Annotated in this window: 29 protein-coding genes; all 29 read right to left on the bottom strand. The window is 66.5% G+C overall.

Going from position 1 to position 22,101, the window contains the following annotated elements; all coding sequences use genetic code 11:
• Positions 1-58: 58 nt before the first annotated feature.
• Positions 59-709, bottom strand: coding sequence for an adenylate kinase (locus ACZ6YG_RS27565; protein ID WP_148036793.1), 651 nt, complete (start codon positions 707-709; stop codon positions 59-61).
• The gene (secY, locus tag ACZ6YG_RS27560; protein WP_148036792.1) at positions 709-2,019 is read right to left on the bottom strand and encodes a preprotein translocase subunit SecY; all 1,311 of its coding nucleotides are present in this window, start codon (positions 2,017-2,019) and stop codon (positions 709-711) included. Before secY ends, ACZ6YG_RS27565 begins: the two co-directional genes overlap by 1 nt.
• Before the next feature lie 167 nt (positions 2,020-2,186).
• Complete coding sequence (rplO, locus tag ACZ6YG_RS27555) at positions 2,187-2,642, bottom strand: 50S ribosomal protein L15 (protein ID WP_148036791.1); 456 nt, start codon at positions 2,640-2,642, stop codon at positions 2,187-2,189.
• A gap of 2 nt (positions 2,643-2,644) precedes the next feature.
• A complete protein-coding gene (gene rpmD, locus ACZ6YG_RS27550; protein ID WP_080043226.1) occupies positions 2,645-2,827 on the bottom strand; it encodes a 50S ribosomal protein L30 in 183 nt (60 codons plus the stop codon).
• 2 nt (positions 2,828-2,829) lie between these two features.
• Positions 2,830-3,459, bottom strand: coding sequence for a 30S ribosomal protein S5 (gene rpsE, locus ACZ6YG_RS27545; protein ID WP_132509678.1), 630 nt, complete (start codon positions 3,457-3,459; stop codon positions 2,830-2,832).
• Between the two features lie 25 nt (positions 3,460-3,484).
• Positions 3,485-3,868, bottom strand: coding sequence for a 50S ribosomal protein L18 (rplR, locus tag ACZ6YG_RS27540; protein WP_148036790.1), 384 nt, complete (start codon positions 3,866-3,868; stop codon positions 3,485-3,487).
• Between the two features lie 2 nt (positions 3,869-3,870).
• The gene (gene rplF, locus ACZ6YG_RS27535; RefSeq protein WP_148036789.1) at positions 3,871-4,413 is read right to left on the bottom strand and encodes a 50S ribosomal protein L6; all 543 of its coding nucleotides are present in this window, start codon (positions 4,411-4,413) and stop codon (positions 3,871-3,873) included.
• A gap of 16 nt (positions 4,414-4,429) precedes the next feature.
• Complete coding sequence (gene rpsH, locus ACZ6YG_RS27530; RefSeq protein ID WP_148036788.1) at positions 4,430-4,828, bottom strand: 30S ribosomal protein S8; 399 nt, start codon at positions 4,826-4,828, stop codon at positions 4,430-4,432.
• 186 nt (positions 4,829-5,014) lie between these two features.
• Positions 5,015-5,200: a type Z 30S ribosomal protein S14 gene (locus ACZ6YG_RS27525; protein WP_132337023.1), complete on the bottom strand. Its 186-nt coding sequence runs from the start codon at positions 5,198-5,200 to the stop codon at positions 5,015-5,017.
• 5 nt (positions 5,201-5,205) lie between these two features.
• Entirely contained in the window at positions 5,206-5,781 is a 576-nt protein-coding gene (gene rplE, locus ACZ6YG_RS27520) for a 50S ribosomal protein L5 (protein WP_148036787.1), read from the bottom strand.
• The gene (rplX, locus tag ACZ6YG_RS27515; protein WP_219545196.1) at positions 5,781-6,080 is read right to left on the bottom strand and encodes a 50S ribosomal protein L24; all 300 of its coding nucleotides are present in this window, start codon (positions 6,078-6,080) and stop codon (positions 5,781-5,783) included. The genes rplE and rplX overlap by 1 nt, the downstream gene beginning before the upstream one ends.
• Before the next feature lie 8 nt (positions 6,081-6,088).
• Positions 6,089-6,460, bottom strand: coding sequence for a 50S ribosomal protein L14 (rplN, locus tag ACZ6YG_RS27510; protein ID WP_148036785.1), 372 nt, complete (start codon positions 6,458-6,460; stop codon positions 6,089-6,091).
• A 258-nt stretch (positions 6,461-6,718) separates the two neighbouring features.
• A complete protein-coding gene (gene rpsQ / locus ACZ6YG_RS27505) occupies positions 6,719-7,018 on the bottom strand; it encodes a 30S ribosomal protein S17 (RefSeq protein WP_148036784.1) in 300 nt (99 codons plus the stop codon).
• Positions 7,011-7,247, bottom strand: coding sequence for a 50S ribosomal protein L29 (gene rpmC, locus ACZ6YG_RS27500; protein WP_080047279.1), 237 nt, complete (start codon positions 7,245-7,247; stop codon positions 7,011-7,013). The genes rpsQ and rpmC overlap by 8 nt, the downstream gene beginning before the upstream one ends.
• Complete coding sequence (gene rplP / locus ACZ6YG_RS27495; RefSeq protein ID WP_148036783.1) at positions 7,247-7,666, bottom strand: 50S ribosomal protein L16; 420 nt, start codon at positions 7,664-7,666, stop codon at positions 7,247-7,249. Before rplP ends, rpmC begins: the two co-directional genes overlap by 1 nt.
• A gap of 2 nt (positions 7,667-7,668) precedes the next feature.
• Entirely contained in the window at positions 7,669-8,502 is an 834-nt protein-coding gene (rpsC, locus tag ACZ6YG_RS27490) for a 30S ribosomal protein S3 (RefSeq protein WP_148036782.1), read from the bottom strand.
• Positions 8,502-8,855: a 50S ribosomal protein L22 gene (gene rplV / locus ACZ6YG_RS27485; RefSeq protein WP_148036781.1), complete on the bottom strand. Its 354-nt coding sequence runs from the start codon at positions 8,853-8,855 to the stop codon at positions 8,502-8,504. Before rplV ends, rpsC begins: the two co-directional genes overlap by 1 nt.
• A gap of 29 nt (positions 8,856-8,884) precedes the next feature.
• Positions 8,885-9,163 (bottom strand): 30S ribosomal protein S19, encoded by a 279-nt coding sequence (gene rpsS / locus ACZ6YG_RS27480; RefSeq protein WP_030451498.1) that lies wholly within the window; start codon positions 9,161-9,163, stop codon positions 8,885-8,887.
• Positions 9,164-9,174: 11 nt separating this feature from the next.
• A complete protein-coding gene (gene rplB / locus ACZ6YG_RS27475) occupies positions 9,175-10,008 on the bottom strand; it encodes a 50S ribosomal protein L2 (protein WP_148036780.1) in 834 nt (277 codons plus the stop codon).
• 187 nt (positions 10,009-10,195) lie between these two features.
• Positions 10,196-10,498: a 50S ribosomal protein L23 gene (gene rplW / locus ACZ6YG_RS27470; protein WP_148037290.1), complete on the bottom strand. Its 303-nt coding sequence runs from the start codon at positions 10,496-10,498 to the stop codon at positions 10,196-10,198.
• Positions 10,499-10,536: 38 nt separating this feature from the next.
• A complete protein-coding gene (gene rplD, locus ACZ6YG_RS27465) occupies positions 10,537-11,193 on the bottom strand; it encodes a 50S ribosomal protein L4 (protein ID WP_148036779.1) in 657 nt (218 codons plus the stop codon).
• Complete coding sequence (gene rplC / locus ACZ6YG_RS27460; RefSeq protein ID WP_148036778.1) at positions 11,190-11,843, bottom strand: 50S ribosomal protein L3; 654 nt, start codon at positions 11,841-11,843, stop codon at positions 11,190-11,192. The genes rplD and rplC overlap by 4 nt, the downstream gene beginning before the upstream one ends.
• A 14-nt stretch (positions 11,844-11,857) precedes the next feature.
• Positions 11,858-12,166: a 30S ribosomal protein S10 gene (gene rpsJ, locus ACZ6YG_RS27455; protein WP_030912931.1), complete on the bottom strand. Its 309-nt coding sequence runs from the start codon at positions 12,164-12,166 to the stop codon at positions 11,858-11,860.
• A gap of 261 nt (positions 12,167-12,427) precedes the next feature.
• Positions 12,428-13,621 (bottom strand): elongation factor Tu, encoded by a 1,194-nt coding sequence (gene tuf, locus ACZ6YG_RS27450; protein ID WP_219545096.1) that lies wholly within the window; start codon positions 13,619-13,621, stop codon positions 12,428-12,430.
• A gap of 110 nt (positions 13,622-13,731) precedes the next feature.
• Positions 13,732-15,780 carry an elongation factor G gene (fusA, locus tag ACZ6YG_RS27445; RefSeq protein ID WP_378525323.1) on the bottom strand — a complete coding sequence of 683 codons (2,049 nt, stop codon included), beginning with the start codon at positions 15,778-15,780 and terminating at the stop codon, positions 13,732-13,734.
• A 90-nt stretch (positions 15,781-15,870) separates the two neighbouring features.
• Positions 15,871-16,341, bottom strand: a complete 471-nt coding sequence (gene rpsG / locus ACZ6YG_RS27440; protein ID WP_055505082.1) for a 30S ribosomal protein S7 — start codon at positions 16,339-16,341, stop codon at positions 15,871-15,873.
• A gap of 2 nt (positions 16,342-16,343) precedes the next feature.
• On the bottom strand, positions 16,344-16,718 hold the full coding sequence (gene rpsL / locus ACZ6YG_RS27435) for a 30S ribosomal protein S12 (RefSeq protein ID WP_020542315.1): 375 nt from the start codon (positions 16,716-16,718) through the stop codon (positions 16,344-16,346).
• Positions 16,719-17,227: 509 nt separating this feature from the next.
• Positions 17,228-21,103, bottom strand: a complete 3,876-nt coding sequence (locus tag ACZ6YG_RS27430; protein WP_148036775.1) for a DNA-directed RNA polymerase subunit beta' — start codon at positions 21,101-21,103, stop codon at positions 17,228-17,230.
• A 17-nt stretch (positions 21,104-21,120) separates the two neighbouring features.
• On the bottom strand, positions 21,121-22,101 hold a 981-nt coding region (locus ACZ6YG_RS27425), incomplete at its 5' end, for a DNA-directed RNA polymerase subunit beta (protein WP_466019587.1).

The raw sequence follows: 22,101 nt of genomic DNA, 5'->3' as shown, positions 1-22,101 counted from the left end.
CACAATAGCCGCGAGGTGGCACGGACAACCGTGCCACCTCCGCGAATGGTCGGCGGTGCTACCCCAGGAAAGGACGGATCGCGTCCATGGCTCGCTGGGTGACCTCCTCGACCGGGCCCGTGGCGTCCACGCCGACCAGGATGCCTTCGTCGGCGTAGAAGTTGATCAGCGGAGCGGTCTGCTCCTGATAGACCTCCAGGCGGTGCCTGACGGTCTCCTCTTTGTCGTCATCACGCTGGAACAGCGTGCCACCGCAGGCATCGCACAAGTCGTCCTGCTTGTCGTCGAACTCCACATGCCAGATGCGCCCGCACTGGCTGCACGTGCGCCGGCCCGCCAGCCGCCTGACCACCTCGTCGTCGTCGACCACGAGCTCCAGCACCAGGTCGAGACCCTGGCCCCAGTCGGCGAGCATCTTCTTGAGAATCTCGGCCTGGGGCACGTTGCGCGGAAAGCCGTCGAGCAGGAACCCGTCCTGCGCGTCGTCCTCCGAGAGGCGGTCACGGACCATGGCGATGGTGACCTCGTCGGGCACCAGGTCGCCACGATCCATGTAGGTTTTGGCGAGTTTGCCGAGCTCCGTGCCCCCGGAGACGTTGGCACGGAAGATGTCACCTGTCGAAATCTTCGGGATGGACAGGTTAGATGCGATGAACTGGGCCTGAGTCCCTTTACCCGCTCCAGGGGGCCCGACTAGAACGAGACGCACTACCGCAGGAAGCCTTCGTAATTACGCTGCTGCAGCTGGCTCTCGATTTGCTTGACCGTGTCCAGACCGACACCAACCATGATCAGAATGGTCGCACCTCCGAACGGGAAGTTCTGGCTCGCTCCGGACACCGCGAGCGCGAAAATCGGGATCATGGAGATCAGACCCAGATAGAGCGCACCGGGGGTGGTCAGACGGTTGAGCACGAAGTTGAGGTACTCGGCCGTAGGCCTCCCCGGACGGATGCCCGGAATGAACCCACCGTACTTCTTCATGTTGTCGGCCACTTCAGTGGGGTTGAAGGTGATGGACACGTAGAAGTAGGTGAAGAACACGATCAGGAGGAAGAACGTCACCATGTAGATCGGCGTGTCGCCGGTGGCGAGGTTCTGCGAGATCCACTGCACGACCGTGTTGGGCTCCTCCGCGTTCGCGAACAGCGAGACGACCAGCTGCGGCAGGTAGAGCAGCGAGGACGCGAAGATGAGCGGGATGATGCCGGCCTGGTTGACCTTCAGCGGGATGTAGGTGGACGTCCCGCCGTACATGCGGCGCCCGACCATCCGCTTGGCGTACTGCACCGGGATGCGGCGCTGCGCCTGCTCGACGAAGACGACCGCGGCGACGATGAACACACCGATCACGAGCACGGCCGCGAAGGTGAACTTGTTCGCCTGGAAGATGTTGGCCATCTCCGACGGGAAGATGGCGACGACCGAGGCGAAGATCAGCACGGACATGCCGTTGCCGACACCGCGGTCGGTGATGAGCTCGCCCAGCCACATGATCACAGACGTGCCCGCGGTCATGATGAGGACCATGGTCACGATCTGGAAGACGTTGTCGGGGTTGATGAGCACGTTCGACTGGCAGTTCGGGAACAGCTGACCGGAGCGGGCCAGGGCGATGAAGGCGGTCGACTGCAGGACACCGAGACCGACGGTCAGGTAACGGGTGTACTGAGTGATCTTCGTCTGGCCTGACTGGCCTTCCTTCTTCAGCGCTTCCAGTCGTGGGATCACGACCACCAGCAGCTGCAGGATGATGCTCGCGGTGATGTACGGCATGATGCCGAGAGCGAACACCGAAAGTTTCAGAAGGGCGCCGCCGCTGAACAGCTGCACCATTCCGTAGATGTTTCCGTTGGCGCCTTCACGGGCCTGGTCGAAGCAGGCCGCCAGATTCTGAACGTGAACGCCCGGAGTCGGAAGAACCGAGCCGAGACGGAACAGCGCGATGATGCCCAGGGTGAAGAGCAACTTCTTGCGCAGGTCCGGCGTCCGGAACGCCCGGGTAAACGCGGTCAGCACGGTCCCTCCTGCGCGCCTATAAGGCGATGTGAGTATGCGATGGAGCGGGGGTCTGCCATCTGAGTCTCAGGTCAATCGAGCAGGACAGAATCCTGCCGTCTCGCGAACTCTAACGCACTACGGGCGTGGGGGCCCATTGTCAGAGCCCCCACGCCTCGTAATTGCTCTTACAGCTCGGTCACGGAGCCACCGGCAGCGGCGATCTTCTCCTTCGCGGTGTTCGAGAAGGCATGCGCCTGCACGTTCACCGCGACCGAGATCTCCCCGGTGCCCAGCACCTTGACCGGCTGGTTCTTGCGGACAGCGCCCTTGGCCACCAGCGCCTCGACGGTGACGTCGCCACCCTCGGGGAACAGCTCACCGAGCTTGTCCAGGTTGACGACCTGGTAGGTCGTCTTGAACAGGGCGTTGGAGAAGCCCTTGAGCTTCGGCAGACGCCTCTGCAGCGGCACCTGACCACCCTCGAAACCGAGGGGGACGGTCGTGCGGGCGCGACTGCCCTTGGTGCCGCGACCGGCGGTCTTGCCCTTCGACGCTTCGCCGCGGCCCTTGCGGGTCTTCGGCTTGTTGGCACCGGGAGCAGGACGCAGGTCGTGAATCTTGAGCGGAGCCTTGTCAGTCATGACTAGTCGACCTCTTCCACCTCGACGAGGTGCGTCACCACGGAGACCATGCCGCGAATCTCGGGCCTGTCCTCCTTGACGACGACGTCGCCGATCCGCTTCAGGCCAAGCGAACGCAGCGAGTCACGCTGGTTCTGCTTGCCACCGATCTTCGAGCGAACCTGAGTGATCTTCAGGCGTGCCACGACTAGCTCACCGCCTTCGCTGCCGCGGCCTCGGCGATACCCTCGCGCTGGGCCTTGAGCATGCGAGCCGGAGCCACGTCCTCGATCGGCAGGCCACGACGGGCGGCGATCTCCTCGGGCCGGGAAAGGCCCTTCAGAGCCGCCACGGTGGCGTGCACGATGTTGATCGGGTTGTCGGAGCCGAGCGACTTCGACAGCACGTCGTGGATGCCGGCGCACTCCAGGACCGCGCGCACCGGGCCACCGGCGATCACGCCGGTACCGGCGGACGCCGGCCGCAGGAAGACGACACCGGCCGCCTCCTCGCCCTGCACCGTGTGCGGGATCGTGCCCTGGATCCGAGGCACCTTGAAGAAGTGCTTCTTCGCCTCTTCGACGCCCTTGGCGATGGCGGCCGGGACTTCCTTGGCCTTGCCATAGCCGACGCCGACCATGCCGTTGCCGTCGCCGACGACGACGAGGGCGGTGAAGCTGAAGCGACGACCACCCTTCACGACCTTGGCCACTCGGTTGATCTTCACTACGCGCTCGATGTACGAGACGCCCTTGTCGGCGGCGCCGCCGCGGCGGTCGTCACGACGGTCCCGCCGCTCGCCACCGGTGCCGCCACCGCGACGCGGAGCTGCAGCCATCAGTGGTTCCTCTTCTCAGTTGCCATCAGAACTCGAGCCCGCCTTCGCGAGCGCTGTCCGCCAGAGCCGCGATGCGGCCGGCGTAGCGGTTGCCACCGCGGTCGAACACGACAGCGGTGATCCCGGCTTCCTTGGCCCGCTGAGCGAGGAGCTCGCCGACCTTCTTCGCCTTCTCGGTCTTGTCCGCCTCCAGCGCACGCAGCGAGGGGTCCATGGTGGACGCGCTCACCAGCGTGTGCCCGACGGTGTCGTCCACGATCTGGACGAACATGTGGCGGGTCGAGCGGTTGACGACCAGGCGCGGACGCTGGGTCGTACCGACGACCTGCTTGCGGACGCGGCGGTGACGGCGGGCCCGCGAGACGGTGCGGGCAGCCGTGTGCTTGCCGAACGCAGTCTTCGGAGCCATGCCTACTTACCAGCCTTTCCGACCTTGCGGCGGATCTGTTCGCCCTGGTAGCGCACGCCCTTGCCCTTGTACGGGTCGGGCTTGCGCAGCTTGCGGATGTTGGCGGCGACCTCGCCGACCTTCTGCTTGTCGATGCCGTCCACGTGGAACAGGGTCGGCTTCTCGACGCGGAAGGTGACGCCCTGGGGGGCGTCCACGATGACCGGGTGGCTGAAGCCCAGCGAGAACTCCAGCTGCGTCGGGCCCTTGGCCTGGACGCGGTAACCGACGCCGACGATCTCCAGGGACTTGGAGTAGCCCTGCGTGACGCCCTGCACCATGTTGGCGATCAGCGTCCGCGACAGCCCGTGCAGAGCGCGGACCTTGTTCTCGTCGTTGGGACGGGAGACCTGGATGGCGCCGTCGTCGTCGCGGCCCACCTTGATGGGCTCCGCGACCGTGTGAGTGAGCGTGCCCTTCGGGCCCTTGACCTGGACATCCTGGCCGTCGATCGTGATGTCTACGCCACTGGGCACAGGGATGGGCAGCCGTCCGATACGTGACATGCTGTGTTCCTCCCCTCTACCAGACGTAGGCGAGGACTTCCCCGCCCACACCACGCTTGCCGGCCTGCTTGTCGGTCATGAGACCGTGGGACGTCGAGATGATCGCGACGCCCAGTCCGCCCAGGACTCGAGGCAGGTTGTCCTTCTTCGCATAGACCCGCAGGCCAGGCTTGGAAACCCGGCGCAGGCCCGCCAGCGAACGCTCACGGCTCGGCCCGAACTTGAGCTCCACCACGAGGTTCTTGCCGACCTTGGCGTCTTCGACGCTCCAGGCCTGGATGTAGCCCTCCTGCTGGAGGATCTCGGCGATGTGCGCCTTGATCTTCGAGTACGGCATCGACACGCTGTCGTGGTAAGCCGAGTTCGCATTACGCAGACGTGTGAGCATGTCTGCGATCGGGTCGGTCATCGTCATGGCCAGTGGCCTTCCTCGCCGCGGTTTCCAGTCGGCCGAGTGTCAGTGGAGTGCACTGCTCTGCCGGTGGACCTTCGGCGTGGTCATGGGAACTCTCGGCGAGAGCTCCCGATTTTGATGTTTACAGATATGTGCGGCGGGCGGTCGCCCGAAGGGGACGACTCACGCGCCGCCCCCCAAGGGTAACTACCAGCTGGACTTGGTGATGCCAGGCAGCTCGCCCCGGTGGGCCATCTCACGGAAGCACACGCGGCACAGGCCGAACTTCCGGTAGACGGCGCGCGGACGTCCGCAGCGCGAGCAGCGGGTGTAGGCGCGCACCTGGAACTTCGGCTTGCGCCCTGCCTTGGCGATCAGCGACTTCTTCGCCATCTGGATCAGGCCTCCTTGAAGGGGAAGCCGAGAAGCTTGAGCAGCGCCCGGCCCTGGTCGTCGTTCTTCGCGGTGGTCACGACCGTGATGTCCATGCCCCTGGGCCGGTCGACCTTGTCCTGGTCGACCTCGTGGAACATGACCTGCTCGGTCAGGCCGAACGTGTAGTTGCCGTTGCCGTCGAACTGCTTCGGCGACAGGCCGCGGAAGTCCCTGATGCGCGGCAGCGCCAGCGACAGCAGCCGGTCGAGGAACTCCCACATGCGGTCACCGCGGAGAGTGACGTGCGCGCCGATCGGCATGCCCTCGCGCAGCTTGAACTGGGCGATGGACTTGCGGGCCCGGACGACGGCCGGCTTCTGGCCGGTGATCACGGTCAGGTCGCGGACGGCGCCCTCGATCAGCTTCGAGTCGCGGGCCGCCTCGCCGACACCCATGTTGACCTTGATCTTCACCAGGCCGGGGATCTGCATGACGTTCTCGATGCCGAACTCCTCGCGAAGCTTGGCCGCGATCTCCTCGCGGTACTTCGTCTTGAGGCGCGGCGTCGGGCGCTCGGTCTCGGTGGTCGTAGCAGTCATCAGCTGTCCTCACCCGTCTCGTCGGCCTGCTCGGCCTTCTTGTCGGCGGGCTTGTCCTTCGGGCTGTCGTCCTTGAGCTTCTTCACGTTGCTCACGTGGATGGGAGCCTCCATGGTCTGCACGCCGCCAGACTTGGCGCCACGCGGACCCTGGTTGGTCTCCTTGGTGTGCTTCTTGATCATGTTGACGCCCTCGACCACCACGCGGTCCTCGCGCGGGAGCGTGGCGATGATCCGGCCCTTGGCGCCCTTGTCCTTGCCGGCGATGACGGCGACGAGGTCACCCTTCTTCACATGCAGCTTCGGCATTACAGCACCTCCGGAGCGAGCGAGATGATGCGCATGAACTTCTTGTCGCGCAGCTCACGGCCGACCGGGCCGAAGATACGGGTGCCACGAGGGTCGCCGCTGTCCTTGATGATGACGGCGGCGTTCTCGTCGAAGCGGATGTAGGAGCCGTCGGGCCGGCGGCGCTCCTTGGCGGTGCGGACGATGACGGCCCTGACGACATCGCCCTTCTTGACGCCCGTGCTGCCCGGGAGGGCGTCCTTGACAGTGGCGACGATGACGTCGCCGATACCGGCGTAGCGTCGGCCCGAGCCGCCGAGCACACGGATGCAGAGAATCTCCTTGGCACCCGTGTTGTCGGCGACCTTGAGCCGCGACTCCTGCTGGATCACGTTGACTCCTGTTAGTCGCGCCGGTTCTCGGACGGAGGCAAGCCCCCGCCCGAGCCTGGCGGAACCCGATATGGTCTTGGTCCCCCGGCCACGAACCCGCAGGGGCCGCGCCCCGGGCCCCCTGAACCCTCAGGTTCAGAAGCCCGGAGCAGCCGCTCCTGGGGCCGCACCGCAGGCGACGCGAGGCCTGACGGCCTCGCGTCCTTGGACGCCGTCATGGGGAGTGACCCCCACGAGGCGCGGTATATCCGAGAAAACCTACTTGGCCTTCTCGAGGATCTCCACGACCCTCCACCGCTTGGTGGCGGAGAGGGGGCGGGTCTCCATCAGAAGCACACGGTCGCCCACGCCGCAGGCGTTGGACTCGTCGTGCGCCTTGTACTTGGTCGTACGGCGGATGACCTTGCCGTACAGGCGGTGCTTGACCCGGTCCTCGACGGCGACGACGACGGTCTTGTCCATCTTGTCGCTGACGACCAGGCCCTCACGGACCTTACGGAAGTTGCGGTCGCGCTCGGCGTCCGTCTCGGTGGTGCCGGTGGTCTCGGTCTCAGCCATCGCTCGTCTCCTTCTCGACCGTGACGATGCCCAGCTCGCGCTCGCGCATCACGGTGTAGATACGGGCGATCTCGCGGCGGACGGCACGCAGCCGCCCGTGGCTCTCCAACTGACCGGTCGCCGCCTGGAAGCGGAGGTTGAACAGCTCCTCCTTCGCCTCCTTCAGCTTCTGGACCAGGGTGTCCTGGTCCTCCACACGCAGCTCTCCGGCGGTCAGGCCCTTAGCCATCACGCCTCACCCACTTCACGCTTAACAATCTTGCACTTCATCGGCAGCTTGTGGATCGCGCGCTGAAGCGCCTCACGCGCGACCGTCTCGCCCACGCCGGACAGCTCGAACATCACGCGTCCGGGCTTGACGTTGGCGATCCACCACTCCGGCGAACCCTTACCGGAACCCATGCGGGTCTCGGCAGGCTTCTTGGTGAGGGGACGGTCGGGGTAGATGTTGATCCACACCTTCCCACCACGGCGGATGTGACGGGTCATGGCGATACGAGCGGACTCGATCTGGCGGTTGGTCACGTAAGAGTGCTCAATCGCCTGAATGCCGTACTCGCCGAACACGACCCTGGTGCCGCCCTTGGCGGCTCCGCTGCGGTCAGGCCGGTGCTGCTTGCGGTGCTTGACCCTGCGCGGGATCAGCATGGTCAGCTCCCTTCAGCACCCGGCTGCGCGGCCGGGCCGGTCTCGGGGGCAGCCTGCGCGGCCGCCTCAGTCCTGGGGGCGCGGTCGCCACGGCCACCGCGACGGGCACCACCGGAACGACGCGGACGGTCGCCGCCGCCCCTGCGGTCGTCCCGCTCGCGGCGCTGACCGGCGCGGGCGCCGGCAGCGGCGGCCTCACGCTCGGCGCGACTGGTCGCCGCCTCGCCCTTGTAGATCCACACCTTCACGCCGATCCGGCCGAAGGTGGTACGGGCCTCGTAGAAGCCGTAGTCGATGTCCGCGCGGAGCGTGTGCAGCGGCACCCGGCCCTCGCGGTAGAACTCCGACCTCGACATCTCAGCACCGCCGAGACGGCCCGAGCACTGCACCCGGATGCCCTTGGCGCCGCTCTTCATCGCCGACTGCATGGCCTTGCGCATGGCACGACGGAACGAGACGCGGCTGGACAGCTGCTCGGCCACGCCCTGCGCGACGAGCTGGGCGTCGGTCTCGGGGTTCTTCACCTCGAGGATGTTGAGCTGGACCTGCTTCTTGGTCAGCTTCTCCAGGTCGCCGCGGATGCGGTCGGCCTCCGCGCCGCGGCGGCCGATGACGATGCCCGGACGCGCGGTGTGGATGTCGACCTGGACGCGGTCGGTCGTACGCTCGATCTCCACCTTGGAGATGCCGGCCCGCTCCATGCCCTTCTGCAGCATGCGACGGATCGCCACGTCCTCGGCCACGTACGACTTGTACAGCTTGTCGGCGTACCACCGGCTCTTGAAGTCGGTCGTGATGCCGAGGCGGAACCCGTGCGGGTTAACCTTCTGGCCCACTATCGGGTCCTTCCCTTCGGCTCGCGGGACTCCACGATCACGGTGATGTGGCTCGTCCGCTTGTTGATCCGATAGGCACGACCCTGAGCACGCGGACGGAACCGCTTCAGCGTCGGGCCCTCGTCGACCCACGCGCGGCTGACGACCAGCGTCTGAGGGTCGAGATCGAAATTGTGCTCCGCGTTCGCCACCGCGCTCGAGAGCACCTTGTAGATCGGCTCGCTCGCCGACTGGGGAGCGAACTGCAGCACGGCCTGCGCCTCCGAAGCGGGCAGCCCGCGAATAAGGTCCACCACGCGGCGGGCCTTCTGGGGCGTGACGCGGACGAACCGCGCCTGAGCCCTGGCTTCCATCGCTTACTCCTCTGACTTCTGAAGGCTGTCTATCGCCGGCTGCGGCGGTCTTCCTTGACGTGGCTGCGGAAGGTCCGCGTCGGGGCGAACTCTCCGAGCTTGTGACCGATCATCGACTCGGTGACGAACACCGGGACGTGCTTGCGGCCGTCGTGCACGGCGATCGTGTGCCCGAGCATGTCGGGAACGATCATGGAGCGCCGCGACCACGTCTTGATGACGTTCTTGGTGCCCTTCTCGTTCTGCGCGTCCACCTTCTTCTGAAGGTGATCGTCGACGAAGGGACCCTTCTTAAGGCTACGTGGCATTCTGGCTGCTCCTACCGCTTCTTCTTGCTACGCCGGCGAATGATCAGGCGGTCGCTGGCCTTGTTGGGCTGGCGGGTGCGGCCCTCGGGCTTGCCCTTGGGGTTCACCGGGTGGCGACCACCGGAGGTCTTGCCCTCACCACCACCGTGCGGGTGGTCGACGGGGTTCATGGCGACACCGCGGACGGTCGGGCGCTTGCCCTTCCACCGCATACGGCCGGCCTTGCCCCAGTTGATGTTGGCCTGCTCGGCGTTGCCGACCTGACCCACCGTCGCGCGGCAGCGCACGTCGACCATGCGCATCTCGCCCGAGGGCATACGCAGCGTGGCGTACTGGCCCTCCTTGGCGAGCAGCTGGATCTGCGCGCCGGCGGAGCGGCCGAGCTTGGCGCCGCCGCCCGGACGGAGCTCCACCGCGTGGATGAAAGTACCCGTCGGGATGTTGCGCAGCGGCAGGCAGTTGCCCGGCTTGATGTCGGCCCCGGGGCCGTTCTCGATGCGGTCGCCCTGCTTGAGGCCGGTCGGCGCGATGATGTAGCGCTTCTCGCCGTCGGCGTAGTGCAGCAGCGCGATATTGGCGGTGCGGTTGGGGTCGTACTCGATGTGAGCGACCTTGGCCGGAATGCCGTCCTTGTCATGCCTGCGGAAGTCGATGATCCGGTAGGCGCGCTTGTGACCGCCGCCCTGGTGGCGAGCGGTGACCCGGCCGTGTACGTTACGGCCGCCCTTACCGTGAAGGGGTGCAAGCAGCGACTTCTCGGGCGTGCTGCGGGTGATCTCGGAAAAGTCCGAGACACTCGCCCCGCGGCGACCCGGAGTCGTCGGCTTGTACTTACGGATGCCCATCTTTTTCGTTCATCCTTCGTCGGAATCCAGCTCCAGAGAACTGGATCTCTTGTGTCACCGCCGGTTCCCGCCCGCGGCCCCTGACCTCGGAGCCGCGGGTCTCGAACCGGCGATACGTGCAGAGCACCCCACCCGCGTCGCCGACGGCGACCCCGGGGGGATCGCGGGGAGCAGCGCCCCCCGCGGGTCAGCCGATCTGACCGAAGATGTCGATCCGATCGCCCTCGGCCAAGCTCACGATCGCGCGCTTGGTGTCGGGACGCTTACCGAAACCGGTGCGGGTCCGCTTGCGCTTGCCCTGCCGGTTGATCGTGTTCACCCCGGTGACCTTGACCCCGAAGATCTTCTCCACCGCGATCTTGATCTGCGTCTTGTTCGCGGTGTTCCTCACCAGGAACGTGTACTTGTTGTTCTCGTCGATCAGGCCGTAGCTCTTCTCGGAGACCACCGGCTTGATGATGACGTCGCGCGGGTCGGAGACCCGCTCCATGGTCGTCTTACGGGCGACCGGCTGACCGGTGTTGTCCATCAGGCGTCTTCCTTCTCAGTGCGAGCGCCCTCCGACAGCCGGGCCACGACCTGGTCGTACGCCTCCTGCGTGAAGACCACGGCGTCGTTGCAGAGCACGTCGTAGGTGTTGAGCTGCCCGGAGTCCAGCAGGTGGACCTCCGGCGCGTTGCGCAGGCTCAGCCAGGTCATCTCGTCGTCCTCATCGACCACGACGAGCACGGACCTGGCCTCGGTGATGGCGCGCAGCGCCTGCAGGGCCGCCTTGGTCTTCGGCGTCTCGCCGTCGACCAGGCTGCTCACCACGTGGACGCGGCCCGCGGCCGCCCTGTCGGACAGGGCGCCACGCAGCGCGGCGGCCTTCATCTTCTTGGGCGTCCGCTGCGAGTAGTCGCGCGGCACCGGACCGTGGACGACGCCACCGCCGGTGAACTGCGGCGCACGGGTCGAGCCCTGACGGGCACGGCCGGTGCCCTTCTGCCGGTACGGCTTCTTGCCGCCACCGCGAACCTCGCCGCGGCTCTTGGCCTTGTGCGTGCCCTGCCGGCGCGCCGCCTGCTGGGCCACCACGACCTGGTGGATCAGCGGGATGTTGACCTTCGCGCCGAAGATCTCGTCAGGCAGCTCGACGGAGCCGGTCTTGGCGCCGCTCGCGTCGAGCACGTCGATGCTGGTCACTTCGCGGCCCCCTTCTTGGCAGCGGTGCGGACGAGGACCAGGCTGCCGTTGGCGCCCGGAATCGCACCCTTGATCAGGATGAGACCCTTCTCGGCGTCCACGGCGTGAACCTTGAGGCTCTGCACAGTCGTGCGGACGTTACCCATCCGCCCCGCCATGCGCAGGCCCTTGAATACACGGCCCGGGGTGGCGCAGCCACCGATGGAACCCGGCGACCGGTGCTTGCGCTGCGTACCGTGCGACGCGCCCAGACCACCGAAGCCGTGACGCTTCATCACACCGGCGAAGCCCTTGCCCTTGCTCTTGCCCGTCACGTCGACGAACTGGCCGGCTTCGAAGGTGTCGGCCAGCAGCTCCTGGCCGAGGGTGTAGTCGCTCGCGTCGTCGGTGCGGATCTCCGCGAAGTAACGGCGCGGGGTGATGTCGTGCTTACGCAGGTAGTCGCCGAGCGGCTTGTTGACCTTCCGCGGGTCGACCTGCCCGTAACCGAGCTGGATGGCGGAGTAGCCGTCCTTCTCGGCGCTGCGGACGCGGGTCACCACGCACGGACCGGCCTCGACCACGGTCACCGGAACCAGCCGGTTGTCCGTGTCGAAGACCTGGGTCATGCCGAGCTTCTTGCCCAGGACGCCCTTGATCGTCTTAGCCATGTCAGTGCGTTCCCTCAGAGCTTGATCGAAATGTCGACGCCCGCGGGGAGGTCGAGCCGCATGAGCGAGTCGACGGTCTTGGGCGTCGGGTCGATGATGTCAATCAACCGCTTGTGCGTACGCATCTCGAAGTGCTCGCGGCTGTCCTTGTACTTGTGCGGCGAGCGGATGACGCAGTACACGTTCTTCTCGGTCGGCAGCGGCACCGGGCCCGCGACCTTCGCGCCAGTCCGCGTCACCGTCTCGACGATCTTCTTGGCCGAAACGTCGATGACCTCGTGGTCATAGGCCTTAAGCCGGATGCGGATCTTCTGTCCCGCCATAGTGGCCTCGGTGTCCTTCGCTGTCGTCAGAAAAAGTATCGTGCGGCTTGTGCCGCTGTTCAGTGCGTGGCCCCACGAGCAGACGCGTGTGATCTGCCTTTTCTTCCGTGATCCGGCAGTTACTTCGGTCGTTGCCCCGAAGCCACTGCTGAATCACGGCTTTCCCGTGGTGCCCGGGCCGGGCCGCCTCGCGGCCGCCCGCCCCGTTCGTGGTGTGGCGGCCGGCCCCTCCAGGAGGCCGGCCGCCGCCCCGCGGTCGTGCTACTTGATGATCTTCACGACCCGGCCGGCGCCGACGGTGCGGCCACCCTCACGGATCGCGAACTTCAGGCCTTCCTCCATGGCGATGGGCTGGATCAGCTCAACGCGCATTTCGGTGTTGTCGCCCGGCATGACCATCTCGGTGCCCTCGGGGAGGTTCACCACGCCGGTCACGTCAGTCGTACGGAAGTAGAACTGCGGGCGGTAGTTGTTGAAGAACGGCGTGTGGCGGCCGCCCTCGTCCTTGGACAGGATGTAGACCTGGCCGGTGAACTCGGTGTGCGGGGTGGTCGTGCCCGGCTTGATGATGCACTGGCCGCGCTCGACGTCGTCGCGCTTGATGCCGCGGAGCAGCAGCGCGGCGTTGTCACCGGCGTGACCCTCGTCGAGCATCTTGTTGAACATCTCGATGCTGGTGACGGTGGTGGTCGTCTTCTCCGGCTTGATGCCGATGATGTCGACCTGCTCGTTGACCTTGACGATGCCGCGCTCGATACGACCGGTGACGACGGTGCCGCGACCGGTGATCGAGAAGACGTCCTCGACCGGCATGAGGAACGGCTTCTCCGTCTCACGCGGGGGCTCGGGGACGTTCTCGTCGACGGCGTTCATCAGCTCGACGATGCTGTCGGCCCACTTCTCGTCGCCCTCAAGAGCCTTGAGCGCGGAGACGCGGATGACGGGCAGGTCGTCGCCGGGGAACTCCTGAGCGGACAGGAGCTCGCGCACCTCGAGCTCGACGAGCTCCAGGATCTCCTCGTCGTCCACCATGTCGGACTTGTTGAGGGCCACGACGATGTAGGGGACGCCGACCTGGCGGGCCAGGAGGACGTGCTCCTTCGTCTGCGGCATCGGGCCGTCGGTGGCGGCGACCACGAGGATGGCGCCGTCCATCTGAGCGGCACCGGTGATCATGTTCTTCACGTAGTCCGCGTGACCGGGGCAGTCGACGTGCGCGTAGTGGCGCTTCTCGGTCTGGTACTCGACGTGCGAGATCGAGATCGTGATGCCGCGGGCCTTCTCCTCCGGCGCCTTGTCGATCTTGTCGAACGGCGTCGCGGCGTTCAGCTCGGGGAAACGGTCGTGGAGCACCTTGGTGATCGCCGCGGTCAGTGTGGTCTTACCGTGGTCGATATGCCCAATGGTGCCGATGTTCATGTGCGGCTTTGTCCGCTCGAACTTGGCCTTGCCCACTGGTTCTCTCCTTGAGAATCTGACTGACTTTCGTCTGCACACTCGGGCCCGGGTGTTCCCGAACCCCTAGGCGGCGGGACGGCTCGCACCGTCCCGCCAGGGACCGGGAACTATTCGCCCCGGGCCTTCGCGACGATCTCCTTGGCGATGCCCGGGGGCACCTCCGAGTAGGAGTCGAACTGCATGCTGTAGCTCGCCCGCCCCTGCGTCTTGCTACGCAGGTCACCCACGTAGCCGAACATCTCAGACAGCGGCACGAGCGCCTTGACGACGCGGGCGCCGGCCCGCTCGTCCATCGCCTGGATCTGCCCCCGGCGACCGTTGAGGTCACCGATGACGTCACCCATGTAGTCCTCGGGCGTGGTGACCTCGACGGCCATCATCGGCTCGAGGAGCACGGCGTCAGCCTTGCGCGCGGCCTCCTTGAAGGCCATCGAGCCGGCGATCTTGAACGCCATCTCCGAGGAGTCGACGTCGTGCGCGGCACCGTCCTGGAGCGTCACCTTCACGCCCACCATCGGGTAGCCGGCCAGCACGCCGAACTCGGCGGCCTCCTGGGCGCCCGCGTCGACCGACGGGATGTACTCCCGCGGCACGCGACCACCCGTGACCTTGTTCTCGAACTCGTAACCGTCGTTGCCCTCGCCCAGCGGCTCGAGGTCGATGATGACCCGCGCGAACTGACCGGAACCACCGGTCTGCTTCTTGTGGGTGTAGTCGACCTTCTCCACCTTGCGGCGGATGGTCTCGCGGTAGGCGACCTGCGGACGGCCGACGTTCGCCTCGACCTTGAACTCGCGGCGCATCCGGTCGACCAGGATCTCGAGGTGGAGCTCGCCCATCCCCCAGATGACGGTCTGGCCGGTCTCCTCGTCACGGCGGACCTGGAAGGACGGGTCCTCCTCGGCCAGCCGCTGGATCGCGGTCGACAGCTTCTCCTGGTCACCCTTGGTCTTGGGCTCGATCGCGACGTTGATGACCGGAGCCGGGAACGTCATCGACTCGAGCACGACCTGCTTGACCGGGTCGGACAGGGTGTCGCCGGTGGTGGTGTCCTTCAGGCCCATCACCGCGACGATCTGCCCCGCGATCGCCGACGAGCGCTCCTCGCGCTTGTTGGCGTGCATCTGGTAGATCTTGCCGATCCGCTCCTTCTTGCCCTTCACAGAGTTGACGACCTGTGAACCGGCCTCGAGCGTGCCCGAGTAGATGCGGATGTAGGTGATCTTGCCCAGGTGCGGGTCGCTGGCGATCTTGAACGCCAGAGCCGAGAACGGCTCCTTCGGGTCGGCGTGACGCTCGACCGCGGTGCTCTCGTCGCCGACCGCGTGGCCCTTGATGGCGGGGATGTCGGTCGGCGCCGGCAGGTAGGCGACGATCGCGTCGAGCAGGGGCTGCACGCCCTTGTTCTTGAACGCGGTGCCGCACAGCACCGGGTTGACGGCGCCCGACAGCGTGGCGCGGCGCAGGGCCGCCACCAGCTGCTCCTCGGTGGGCTCGGTGCCCTCGAGGTAGAGCTCCATCAGCTCGTCGTCGTTCTCCGCGACGGTCTCGACCAGCTTGTCGCGCCACTCACGAGCGGCCTCGGCGTGGTCGGCCGGGATGTCGACGGTGTCGTACATCTCACCCTTGGCCGCCTCGGCGCTCCAGATGAGGCCCTTCATCCTGATGATGTCGATGACGCCCTTGAAGTCGGCCTCGACGCCCCACGGAAGCTGGACGACGGCCGGCGTCGCGGCCAGCCGGGTGATCATCATGTCGACGCAGCGGTGGAACTCCGCGCCGACGCGGTCCATCTTGTTCACGAAACAGATGCGGGGGACGTTGTAGCCGTCTGCCTGACGCCACACCGTCTCCGACTGGGGCTCGACACCCGCGACACCGTCGAAAACGGCCACGGCGCCGTCGAGGACACGCAGCGAACGCTCCACCTCGATGGTGAAGTCGACGTGGCCCGGGGTGTCGATGATGTTGATCGTGTGACCGTCCCAGCTACAGGTGGTCGCGGCGGACGTGATCGTGATGCCGCGCTCCTGCTCCTGCTCCATCCAGTCCATCGTCGCCGAGCCCTCGTGGGTCTCGCCGATCTTGTAGTTGATGCCGGTGTAGAACAGGATGCGCTCGGTCGTGGTGGTCTTGCCCGCGTCGATATGGGCCATGATCCCGATGTTGCGGACCTTGGCCAGGTCAAGTGCGGTCGTGGTGGCCACTTTCTTCGCGTCCTCGTCGTCTCGTCGAACCCGCCGGGGTTACCAGCGGTAGTGGGCGAAGGCCTTGTTGGACTCGGCCATCTTGTGGGTGTCCTCGCGCTTCTTCACGCTCGCCCCGAGACCGTTGCTGGCATCGAGGAGCTCGTTCATCAGGCGCTCGGTCATGGTCTTCTCGCGGCGGGCCCGGGAGTACTGCACCAGCCAGCGCAGCGCCAGGGTGGTGCTGCGCGCGGCGCGCACCTCGACCGGCACCTGGTAGGTCGCGCCACCGACGCGGCGGCTGCGAACCTCGAGGGTGGGCTTGACGTTGTCGAGCGCACGCTTGAGGGTGACGACCGGGTCGTTGCCCGTCTTGTCCCTGCAGCCCTCAAGGGCGCCGTAGACGATCGACTGCGCGATGGAGCGCTTGCCGTCAAGAAGCACCTTGTTGATCAGGGCGGTGACCAGCGGGGAGCTGTAAACCGGGTCAGCCATGAGCTGACGGCGGCCAGGAGAACCCTTGCGAGGCATAGTTAGCTCTTCTCCTTCTTCGCGCCGTAGCGGCTACGGGCCTGCTTGCGGTTGCGGACACCCTGGGTGTCGAGCGAACCACGGATGATCTTGTAGCGAACACCCGGCAGGTCCTTCACACGACCGCCACGCACGAGCACGATGGAGTGCTCCTGCAGGTTGTGGCCCACACCGGGGATGTAGGCCGTGACCTCGATGCCGTTGGTGAGCCGCACACGGGCCACCTTGCGCAGGGCCGAGTTGGGCTTCTTCGGGGTCGTGGTGTAAACGCGCTGGCACACACCGCGCCGCTGCGGACTCCCCTTGAGGGCAGGAGTCTTGGTCTTGGAGACCTTGTCCTGCCGGCCCTTGCGGACCAACTGCTGAATAGTGGGCACTGCCACTCCGTTTCGTGCCTGGCCGGTGTTACGTCAGTTGTGCAATTCGCAGGTGCTGCCGGTGTCATGACCTGCGAATTGTCCTTGCCTCCACGCCCCCGCGCTCGGGCGTGTCGCGCTGTTCGCACTGACACATCCACGAGGACTACGAGCTAGGAAGCCGACCTGCGCTGCCATTGAAGAGCGCACGATCGAGAGCCCGCAAACTACGGGCACGATGGTCCAGGTTACCAGGACCTCGCGACACGTCAAAACGCCGCGACTAGGCTCGGAAGCCTTGTCGCTCCGGGTGTCGCGCGGTCCATCCCACCAGAGGCCCGGCTACTGCTCGCGCCTCATGATATAGCGAGATCTGGTCTGCTGCCGACCATACCAAGAACATCCCCCGACGGGCAGATGACGACTCGGCGCTCCCCCGTACGCGCGACCCTCCGTGCGGGGGAAGAGGGCGGGAACGAGCGAGCGCCCGGGCCCTCCTTCGAGGGGCCCGGGCGCTCGCCTGTGGCTCGTTACCGGTTGTACTGACCGAAGTCGTACTCCTCCAGCGGCACTGCCTCGCCGCTGCCGGTGCCGAACGTGTAGTCGGCCGCGGAGCCGTCGTAGCCGCCCACGGTGTACATGGCGGCCTTGGCCTCCTCGGTCGGCTCGACCCGGATGTTGCGGTACTGGGGCATGCCCGTGCCGGCCGGGATGAGCTTACCGATGATGACGTTCTCCTTCAGGCCCAGGAGCGAGTCGGACTTGGCGTGGATCGCCGCGTCCGTCAGGACCCTGGTGGTCTCCTGGAAGGAGGCCGCCGACAGCCAGGACTCGGTGGCCAGCGACGCCTTGGTGATGCCCATGAGCACCGGGCGTCCGGCCGCCGGGCCGCCGCCCTCGGCGACGGTCTCGCGGTTGATGAGCTCGAACCGCGGCCGCTCGACGAGCTCTCCGGGCAGCAGGTCGGTGTCACCGGACTCGAGCACGTTCACGCGCTTGAGCATCTGCCGCACGATGATCTCGATGTGCTTGTCGTGGATCGACACACCCTGCGAGCGGTAGACCTGCTGGACCTCCGCCACCAGGTGCAGCTGCACGGCCCGCGGGCCGAGGATGCGCAGCACCTCGTTGGGGTTGACCGCACCGGCCACCAGCTGCTGGCCGACCTTGACGCGCTCGCCCTCGGAGACCAGCAGACGCGACCGCATCGACACCGGGTAGGCGATCTCCTCGGAGCCGTCGTCCGGGACGATGACGACCTTGCGCGCCTTGTCGGTCTCGTCGATGCGGACCCGGCCCTCCGCCTCGGAGATCGGGGCGACACCCTTGGGGATGCGCGCCTCGAACAGCTCCTGGACTCGGGGCAGACCGTGGGTGATGTCGGCGCCCGCCACACCACCGGTGTGGAAGGTACGCATCGTCAGCTGCGTGCCGGGCTCACCGATCGACTGGGCGGCGATGATGCCGACCGCCTCGCCGACGTCCACGAGCTTGCCGGTCGCCAGCGAGCGCCCGTAGCAGGTGGCGCAGACACCGATCTTCGCCTCGCAGACGAGCGCGCTGCGGGTGCGGACGGTCTCGACGCCGGCCTCGACCAGCTTGGTGACGTGGATGTCGTTGATGTCGACACCGGCCGCCACGACGACCTTGCCGTCGACCTCGACGTCCTCGGCCAGGATCCGGCCGTGCACGTTGGACTCGGCGTTCTCGGCCTTGACCAGATTGCCCGAGATGTCGCGCTCGCCGACGGCCAGCGGGACAGCACGGTCGGTGCCGCAGTCGATCTCGCGGACGATGACGTCCTGCGCCACGTCCACCAGACGCCGGGTGAGGTAACCCGAGTCGGCGGTGCGCAGCGCGGTGTCGGCCAGACCCTTCCGCTGTCCGTGGGTGGAGATGAAGTACTCCAGCACCGACAGGCCCTCGCGGAACGAGGCCTTGATCGGCCGCGGGATCGTCTCACCCTTGGTGTTGGACACCAGGCCGCGGATGCCGGCGATCTGACGCACCTGCATCTTGTTACCGCGGGCGCCGGAGTTGACCATCATCCAGACCGGGTTGGTCGCCGGGAAGGCGTTGACCATGTCGGTCTCGACGTCGGCCGTGGCGTGGGTCCAGATCTCGATGAGCTCCTGGCGGCGCTCCTCGTCGGTGATCAGACCGCGCTCGTACTCACGCTGCACCTTGTCGGCGCGGCGCTCGTAGTTCTCCATGATGTCGGTCTTGTTGGGCGGCGCGACGACGTCCTCGATCGAGATCGTGACGCCGGAGCGGGTCGCCCAGCGGAAGCCGGCGTCCTTGAGCGCGTCGAGCGAGTTGGCGACCTCGATCTTCGGGTAGGTCTCCGCCAGCTCGTTGACGATCGTGGACAGCTGCTTCTTGCCGACCTGGAAGTTGACGAACGGGTAGCTGATCGGCAGCGTCTGGTTGAACAGGCAGCGGCCGAACGTCGTCTCCAGACGGATCGGGTCGCCCTGCTCCCAGCCCTCGGGCGCGACCCAGTCACGCGGCGGCAGGACATCCTTGAGCCTGATCTGGATCTTGGCCTGGATGTCGAGCTCGCTGCGGTCGAAGGCCATCTGCGCCTCGGCGACGGAGCCGAACACGCGGCCCTCGCCCAGCGCGCCCTCCTTCATGGTGGTCAGCCAGTAGAGGCCGATGACCATGTCCTGGGTGGGCATCGTCACGGGCTTACCGTCGGCCGGCTTGAGGATGTTGTTGGTCGAGAGCATCAGGATGCGTGCCTCGGCCTGGGCCTCAGCCGACAGCGGCAGGTGCACGGCCATCTGGTCGCCGTCGAAGTCCGCGTTGAACGCGGTGCAGACGAGCGGGTGGATCTGGATGGCCTTGCCCTCCACGAGCTGCGGCTCGAACGCCTGGATGCCCAGACGGTGGAGCGTGGGCGCGCGGTTGAGCAGCACCGGGTGCTCGGTGATGACCTCTTCGAGCACGTCCCACACGACCGGGCGGGCGCGCTCGACCATCCGCTTGGCGGACTTGATGTTCTGGGCGTGGTTGAGGTCGACCAGCCGCTTCATCACGAACGGCTTGAACAGCTCCAGCGCCATCTGCTTGGGCAGGCCGCACTGGTGGAGCTTGAGCTGCGGGCCGACGACGATGACCGAACGGCCGGAGTAGTCGACGCGCTTGCCCAGGAGGTTCTGGCGGAAACGACCCTGCTTGCCCTTCAGCATGTCGCTGAGGGACTTGAGTGGCCGGTTGCCGGGACCGGTGACCGGGCGGCCGCGACGGCCGTTGTCGAACAGCGCGTCGACGGCCTCCTGCAGCATCCGCTTCTCGTTGTTCACGATGATCTCGGGCGCGCCGAGGTCGAGAAGCCGCTTGAGGCGGTTGTTGCGGTTGATGACCCGGCGGTACAGGTCGTTCAGGTCGGAGGTCGCGAACCGGCCACCGTCGAGCTGCACCATCGGGCGCAGGTCCGGCGGGATGACCGGGATGCAGTCGAGGACCATGCCGCGCGGCGAGTTGGTGGTGTTGAGGAACGCCGACACCACCTTGAGCCGCTTGAGCGCACGGGCCTTCTTCTGGCCCTTGCCGCTGCGGATGGTCTCGCGCAGGTTCTCGGCCTCGGCGTCGAGGTCGAAGCTGACGAGCCGGTCCTGGATGGCCTGCGCGCCCATGCCGCCCTTGAAGTAGCGGCCGAAGCGGTCGCGCATCTCGCGGTAGAGCAGCTCGTCGCCCTCGAGGTCCTGGACCTTGAGGTTCTTGAAGCGGCTCCAGACCTCCTCCAGCCGGTCCAGCTCACGCTGGGCCCGGTCACGGAGCTGGCGCATCTCGCGCTCGGCGCCCTCACGGACCTTGCGGCGCTGGTCGCCCTTGGCGCCGGCGGCCTCCAGCTCGGCCAGGTCGCCTTCGAGCTTCTTCTGCCTGGCCTCGATGTCGGCGTCGCGCCGCTGCTCGATGTGCTGCCGCTCGACGGAGATCTTCGCCTCCAGCGAGGGCAGGTCACGCTCACGCATCTCGGTGTCGACCTGCGTGATCATGTAGGCCGCGAAGTAGATGACCTTCTCCAGGTCCTTCGGGGCCAGGTCGAGCAGGTAGCCGAGGCGCGAGGGAACGCCCTTGAAGTACCAGATGTGCGTGACCGGAGCGGCCAGCTCGATGTGGCCCATCCGCTCACGGCGCACCTTGGCACGGGTCACCTCGACGCCGCAGCGCTCACAGATGATGCCCTTGAACCGGACGCGCTTGTACTTACCGCAGTAGCACTCCCAGTCGCGGGTCGGACCGAAGATCTTCTCGCAGAAGAGCCCGTCCTTTTCCGGCTTGAGGGTCCGGTAGTTGATGGTCTCGGGCTTCTTGACCTCGCCGTGCGACCACTGACGGATGTCGTCGGCCGTCGCCAGCCCGATCCGAAGCTCGTCGAAGAAGTTGACGTCTAGCATTTTGTGCGATCTCCCCCTCAGACTTCTTCCACGCTGCTCGGCTCACGCCGGGACAGGTCGATGCCGAGCTCCTCCGCGGCGCGGAAGACGTCCTCGTCGGTGTCGCGCATCTCGATGGACATGCCGTCGCTGGAGAGCACCTCGACGTTGAGGCAGAGCGACTGCATCTCCTTGATCAGCACCTTGAAGGACTCCGGGATGCCGGGCTCGGGGATGTTCTCGCCCTTGACGATGGCCTCGTAGACCTTCACCCGGCCGAGAACGTCGTCGGACTTGATGGTCAGCAGCTCCTGCAGGGCGTAGGCGGCGCCGTAGGCCTCCAGCGCCCACACCTCCATCTCACCGAAGCGCTGGCCGCCGAACTGGGCCTTACCGCCGAGCGGCTGCTGGGTGATCATGGAGTACGGGCCGGTCGACCGCGCGTGGATCTTGTCGTCGACCAGGTGGAGCAGCTTGAGGATGTAGATGTAACCGACCGAGATCGGGTACGGGAACGGCTCGCCGGAGCGGCCGTCGAACAGGCGGGCCTTGCCGGTCTCCTGGACCATCCGGTCGCCGTCGCGGTTGGGCACGGTGTTGTTGAGCAGGCCGACGATCTCCTGCTCGTTGGCGCCGTCGAAGACCGGGGTGGCGACGTTGGTGCGCGCCTCGACCTTCTCGAAGCCCTTCTCGCGCAGCCGCTCGGCCCACGCCTCCTGGATGCCGGTGATGTCCCAGCCCCGGGCGGCGATCCACCCCAGATGGGTCTCCAGCACCTGGCCCACGTTCATCCGGCCGGGCACGCCCAGCGGGTTGAGGATGATGTCGACCGGCGTGCCGTCCTCCAGGAACGGCATGTCCTCCACCGGCAGGATCTTCGAGATGACGCCCTTGTTGCCGTGACGGCCGGCCAGCTTGTCACCATCGGTGATCTTACGCTTCTGCGCCACGTACACGCGCACCAGCTCGTTGACCCCCGGCGGCAGCTCGTCGCCCTCCTCACGGGAGAACACCCGAAC

Source organism: Nonomuraea sp. NPDC054003 (assembly GCF_055585125.1).
The sequence above is the reverse complement of the archived record's forward strand: the minus strand, read 5'-3'. Positions and strand labels throughout refer to the sequence as shown.

Excerpts from the sequence above, each read along its gene's own strand:
- rplB (WP_148036780.1), bottom strand. The coding sequence starts at position 10,008 with ATGGGCATCCGTAAGTACAAGCCGACGACTCCGGGTCGCCGCGGGGCG.
- rpsG (WP_055505082.1), bottom strand. The coding sequence starts at position 16,341 with ATGCCTCGCAAGGGTTCTCCTGGCCGCCGTCAGCTCATGGCTGACCCG.
- rplF (WP_148036789.1), bottom strand. The coding sequence starts at position 4,413 with ATGTCACGTATCGGACGGCTGCCCATCCCTGTGCCCAGTGGCGTAGAC.
- ACZ6YG_RS27525 (WP_132337023.1), bottom strand. The coding sequence starts at position 5,200 with ATGGCGAAGAAGTCGCTGATCGCCAAGGCAGGGCGCAAGCCGAAGTTC.
- rplO (WP_148036791.1), bottom strand. The coding sequence starts at position 2,642 with ATGACTGACAAGGCTCCGCTCAAGATTCACGACCTGCGTCCTGCTCCC.
- rpsQ (WP_148036784.1), bottom strand. The coding sequence starts at position 7,018 with ATGGCTGAGACCGAGACCACCGGCACCACCGAGACGGACGCCGAGCGC.
- rplW (WP_148037290.1), bottom strand. The coding sequence starts at position 10,498 with ATGGAGCGGGTCTCCGACCCGCGCGACGTCATCATCAAGCCGGTGGTC.
- rpsS (WP_030451498.1), bottom strand. The coding sequence starts at position 9,163 with ATGCCACGTAGCCTTAAGAAGGGTCCCTTCGTCGACGATCACCTTCAG.
- rplE (WP_148036787.1), bottom strand. The coding sequence starts at position 5,781 with ATGACTGCTACGACCACCGAGACCGAGCGCCCGACGCCGCGCCTCAAG.
- rplV (WP_148036781.1), bottom strand. The coding sequence starts at position 8,855 with ATGGAAGCCAGGGCTCAGGCGCGGTTCGTCCGCGTCACGCCCCAGAAG.
- rpsJ (WP_030912931.1), bottom strand. The coding sequence starts at position 12,166 with ATGGCGGGACAGAAGATCCGCATCCGGCTTAAGGCCTATGACCACGAG.
- rpsH (WP_148036788.1), bottom strand. The coding sequence starts at position 4,828 with ATGACGATGACCGACCCGATCGCAGACATGCTCACACGTCTGCGTAAT.
- rpmC (WP_080047279.1), bottom strand. The coding sequence starts at position 7,247 with ATGGCTAAGGGCCTGACCGCCGGAGAGCTGCGTGTGGAGGACCAGGAC.
- rplP (WP_148036783.1), bottom strand. The coding sequence starts at position 7,666 with ATGCTGATCCCGCGCAGGGTCAAGCACCGCAAGCAGCACCGGCCTGAC.
- ACZ6YG_RS27430 (WP_148036775.1), bottom strand. The coding sequence starts at position 21,103 with ATGCTAGACGTCAACTTCTTCGACGAGCTTCGGATCGGGCTGGCGACG.
- fusA (WP_378525323.1), bottom strand. The coding sequence starts at position 15,780 with ATGGCCCATATCGACGCGGGCAAGACCACCACGACCGAGCGCATCCTG.
- rplC (WP_148036778.1), bottom strand. The coding sequence starts at position 11,843 with ATGGCTAAGACGATCAAGGGCGTCCTGGGCAAGAAGCTCGGCATGACC.
- rplR (WP_148036790.1), bottom strand. The coding sequence starts at position 3,868 with ATGGCTCCGAAGACTGCGTTCGGCAAGCACACGGCTGCCCGCACCGTC.
- rpsE (WP_132509678.1), bottom strand. The coding sequence starts at position 3,459 with ATGGCTGCAGCTCCGCGTCGCGGTGGCGGCACCGGTGGCGAGCGGCGG.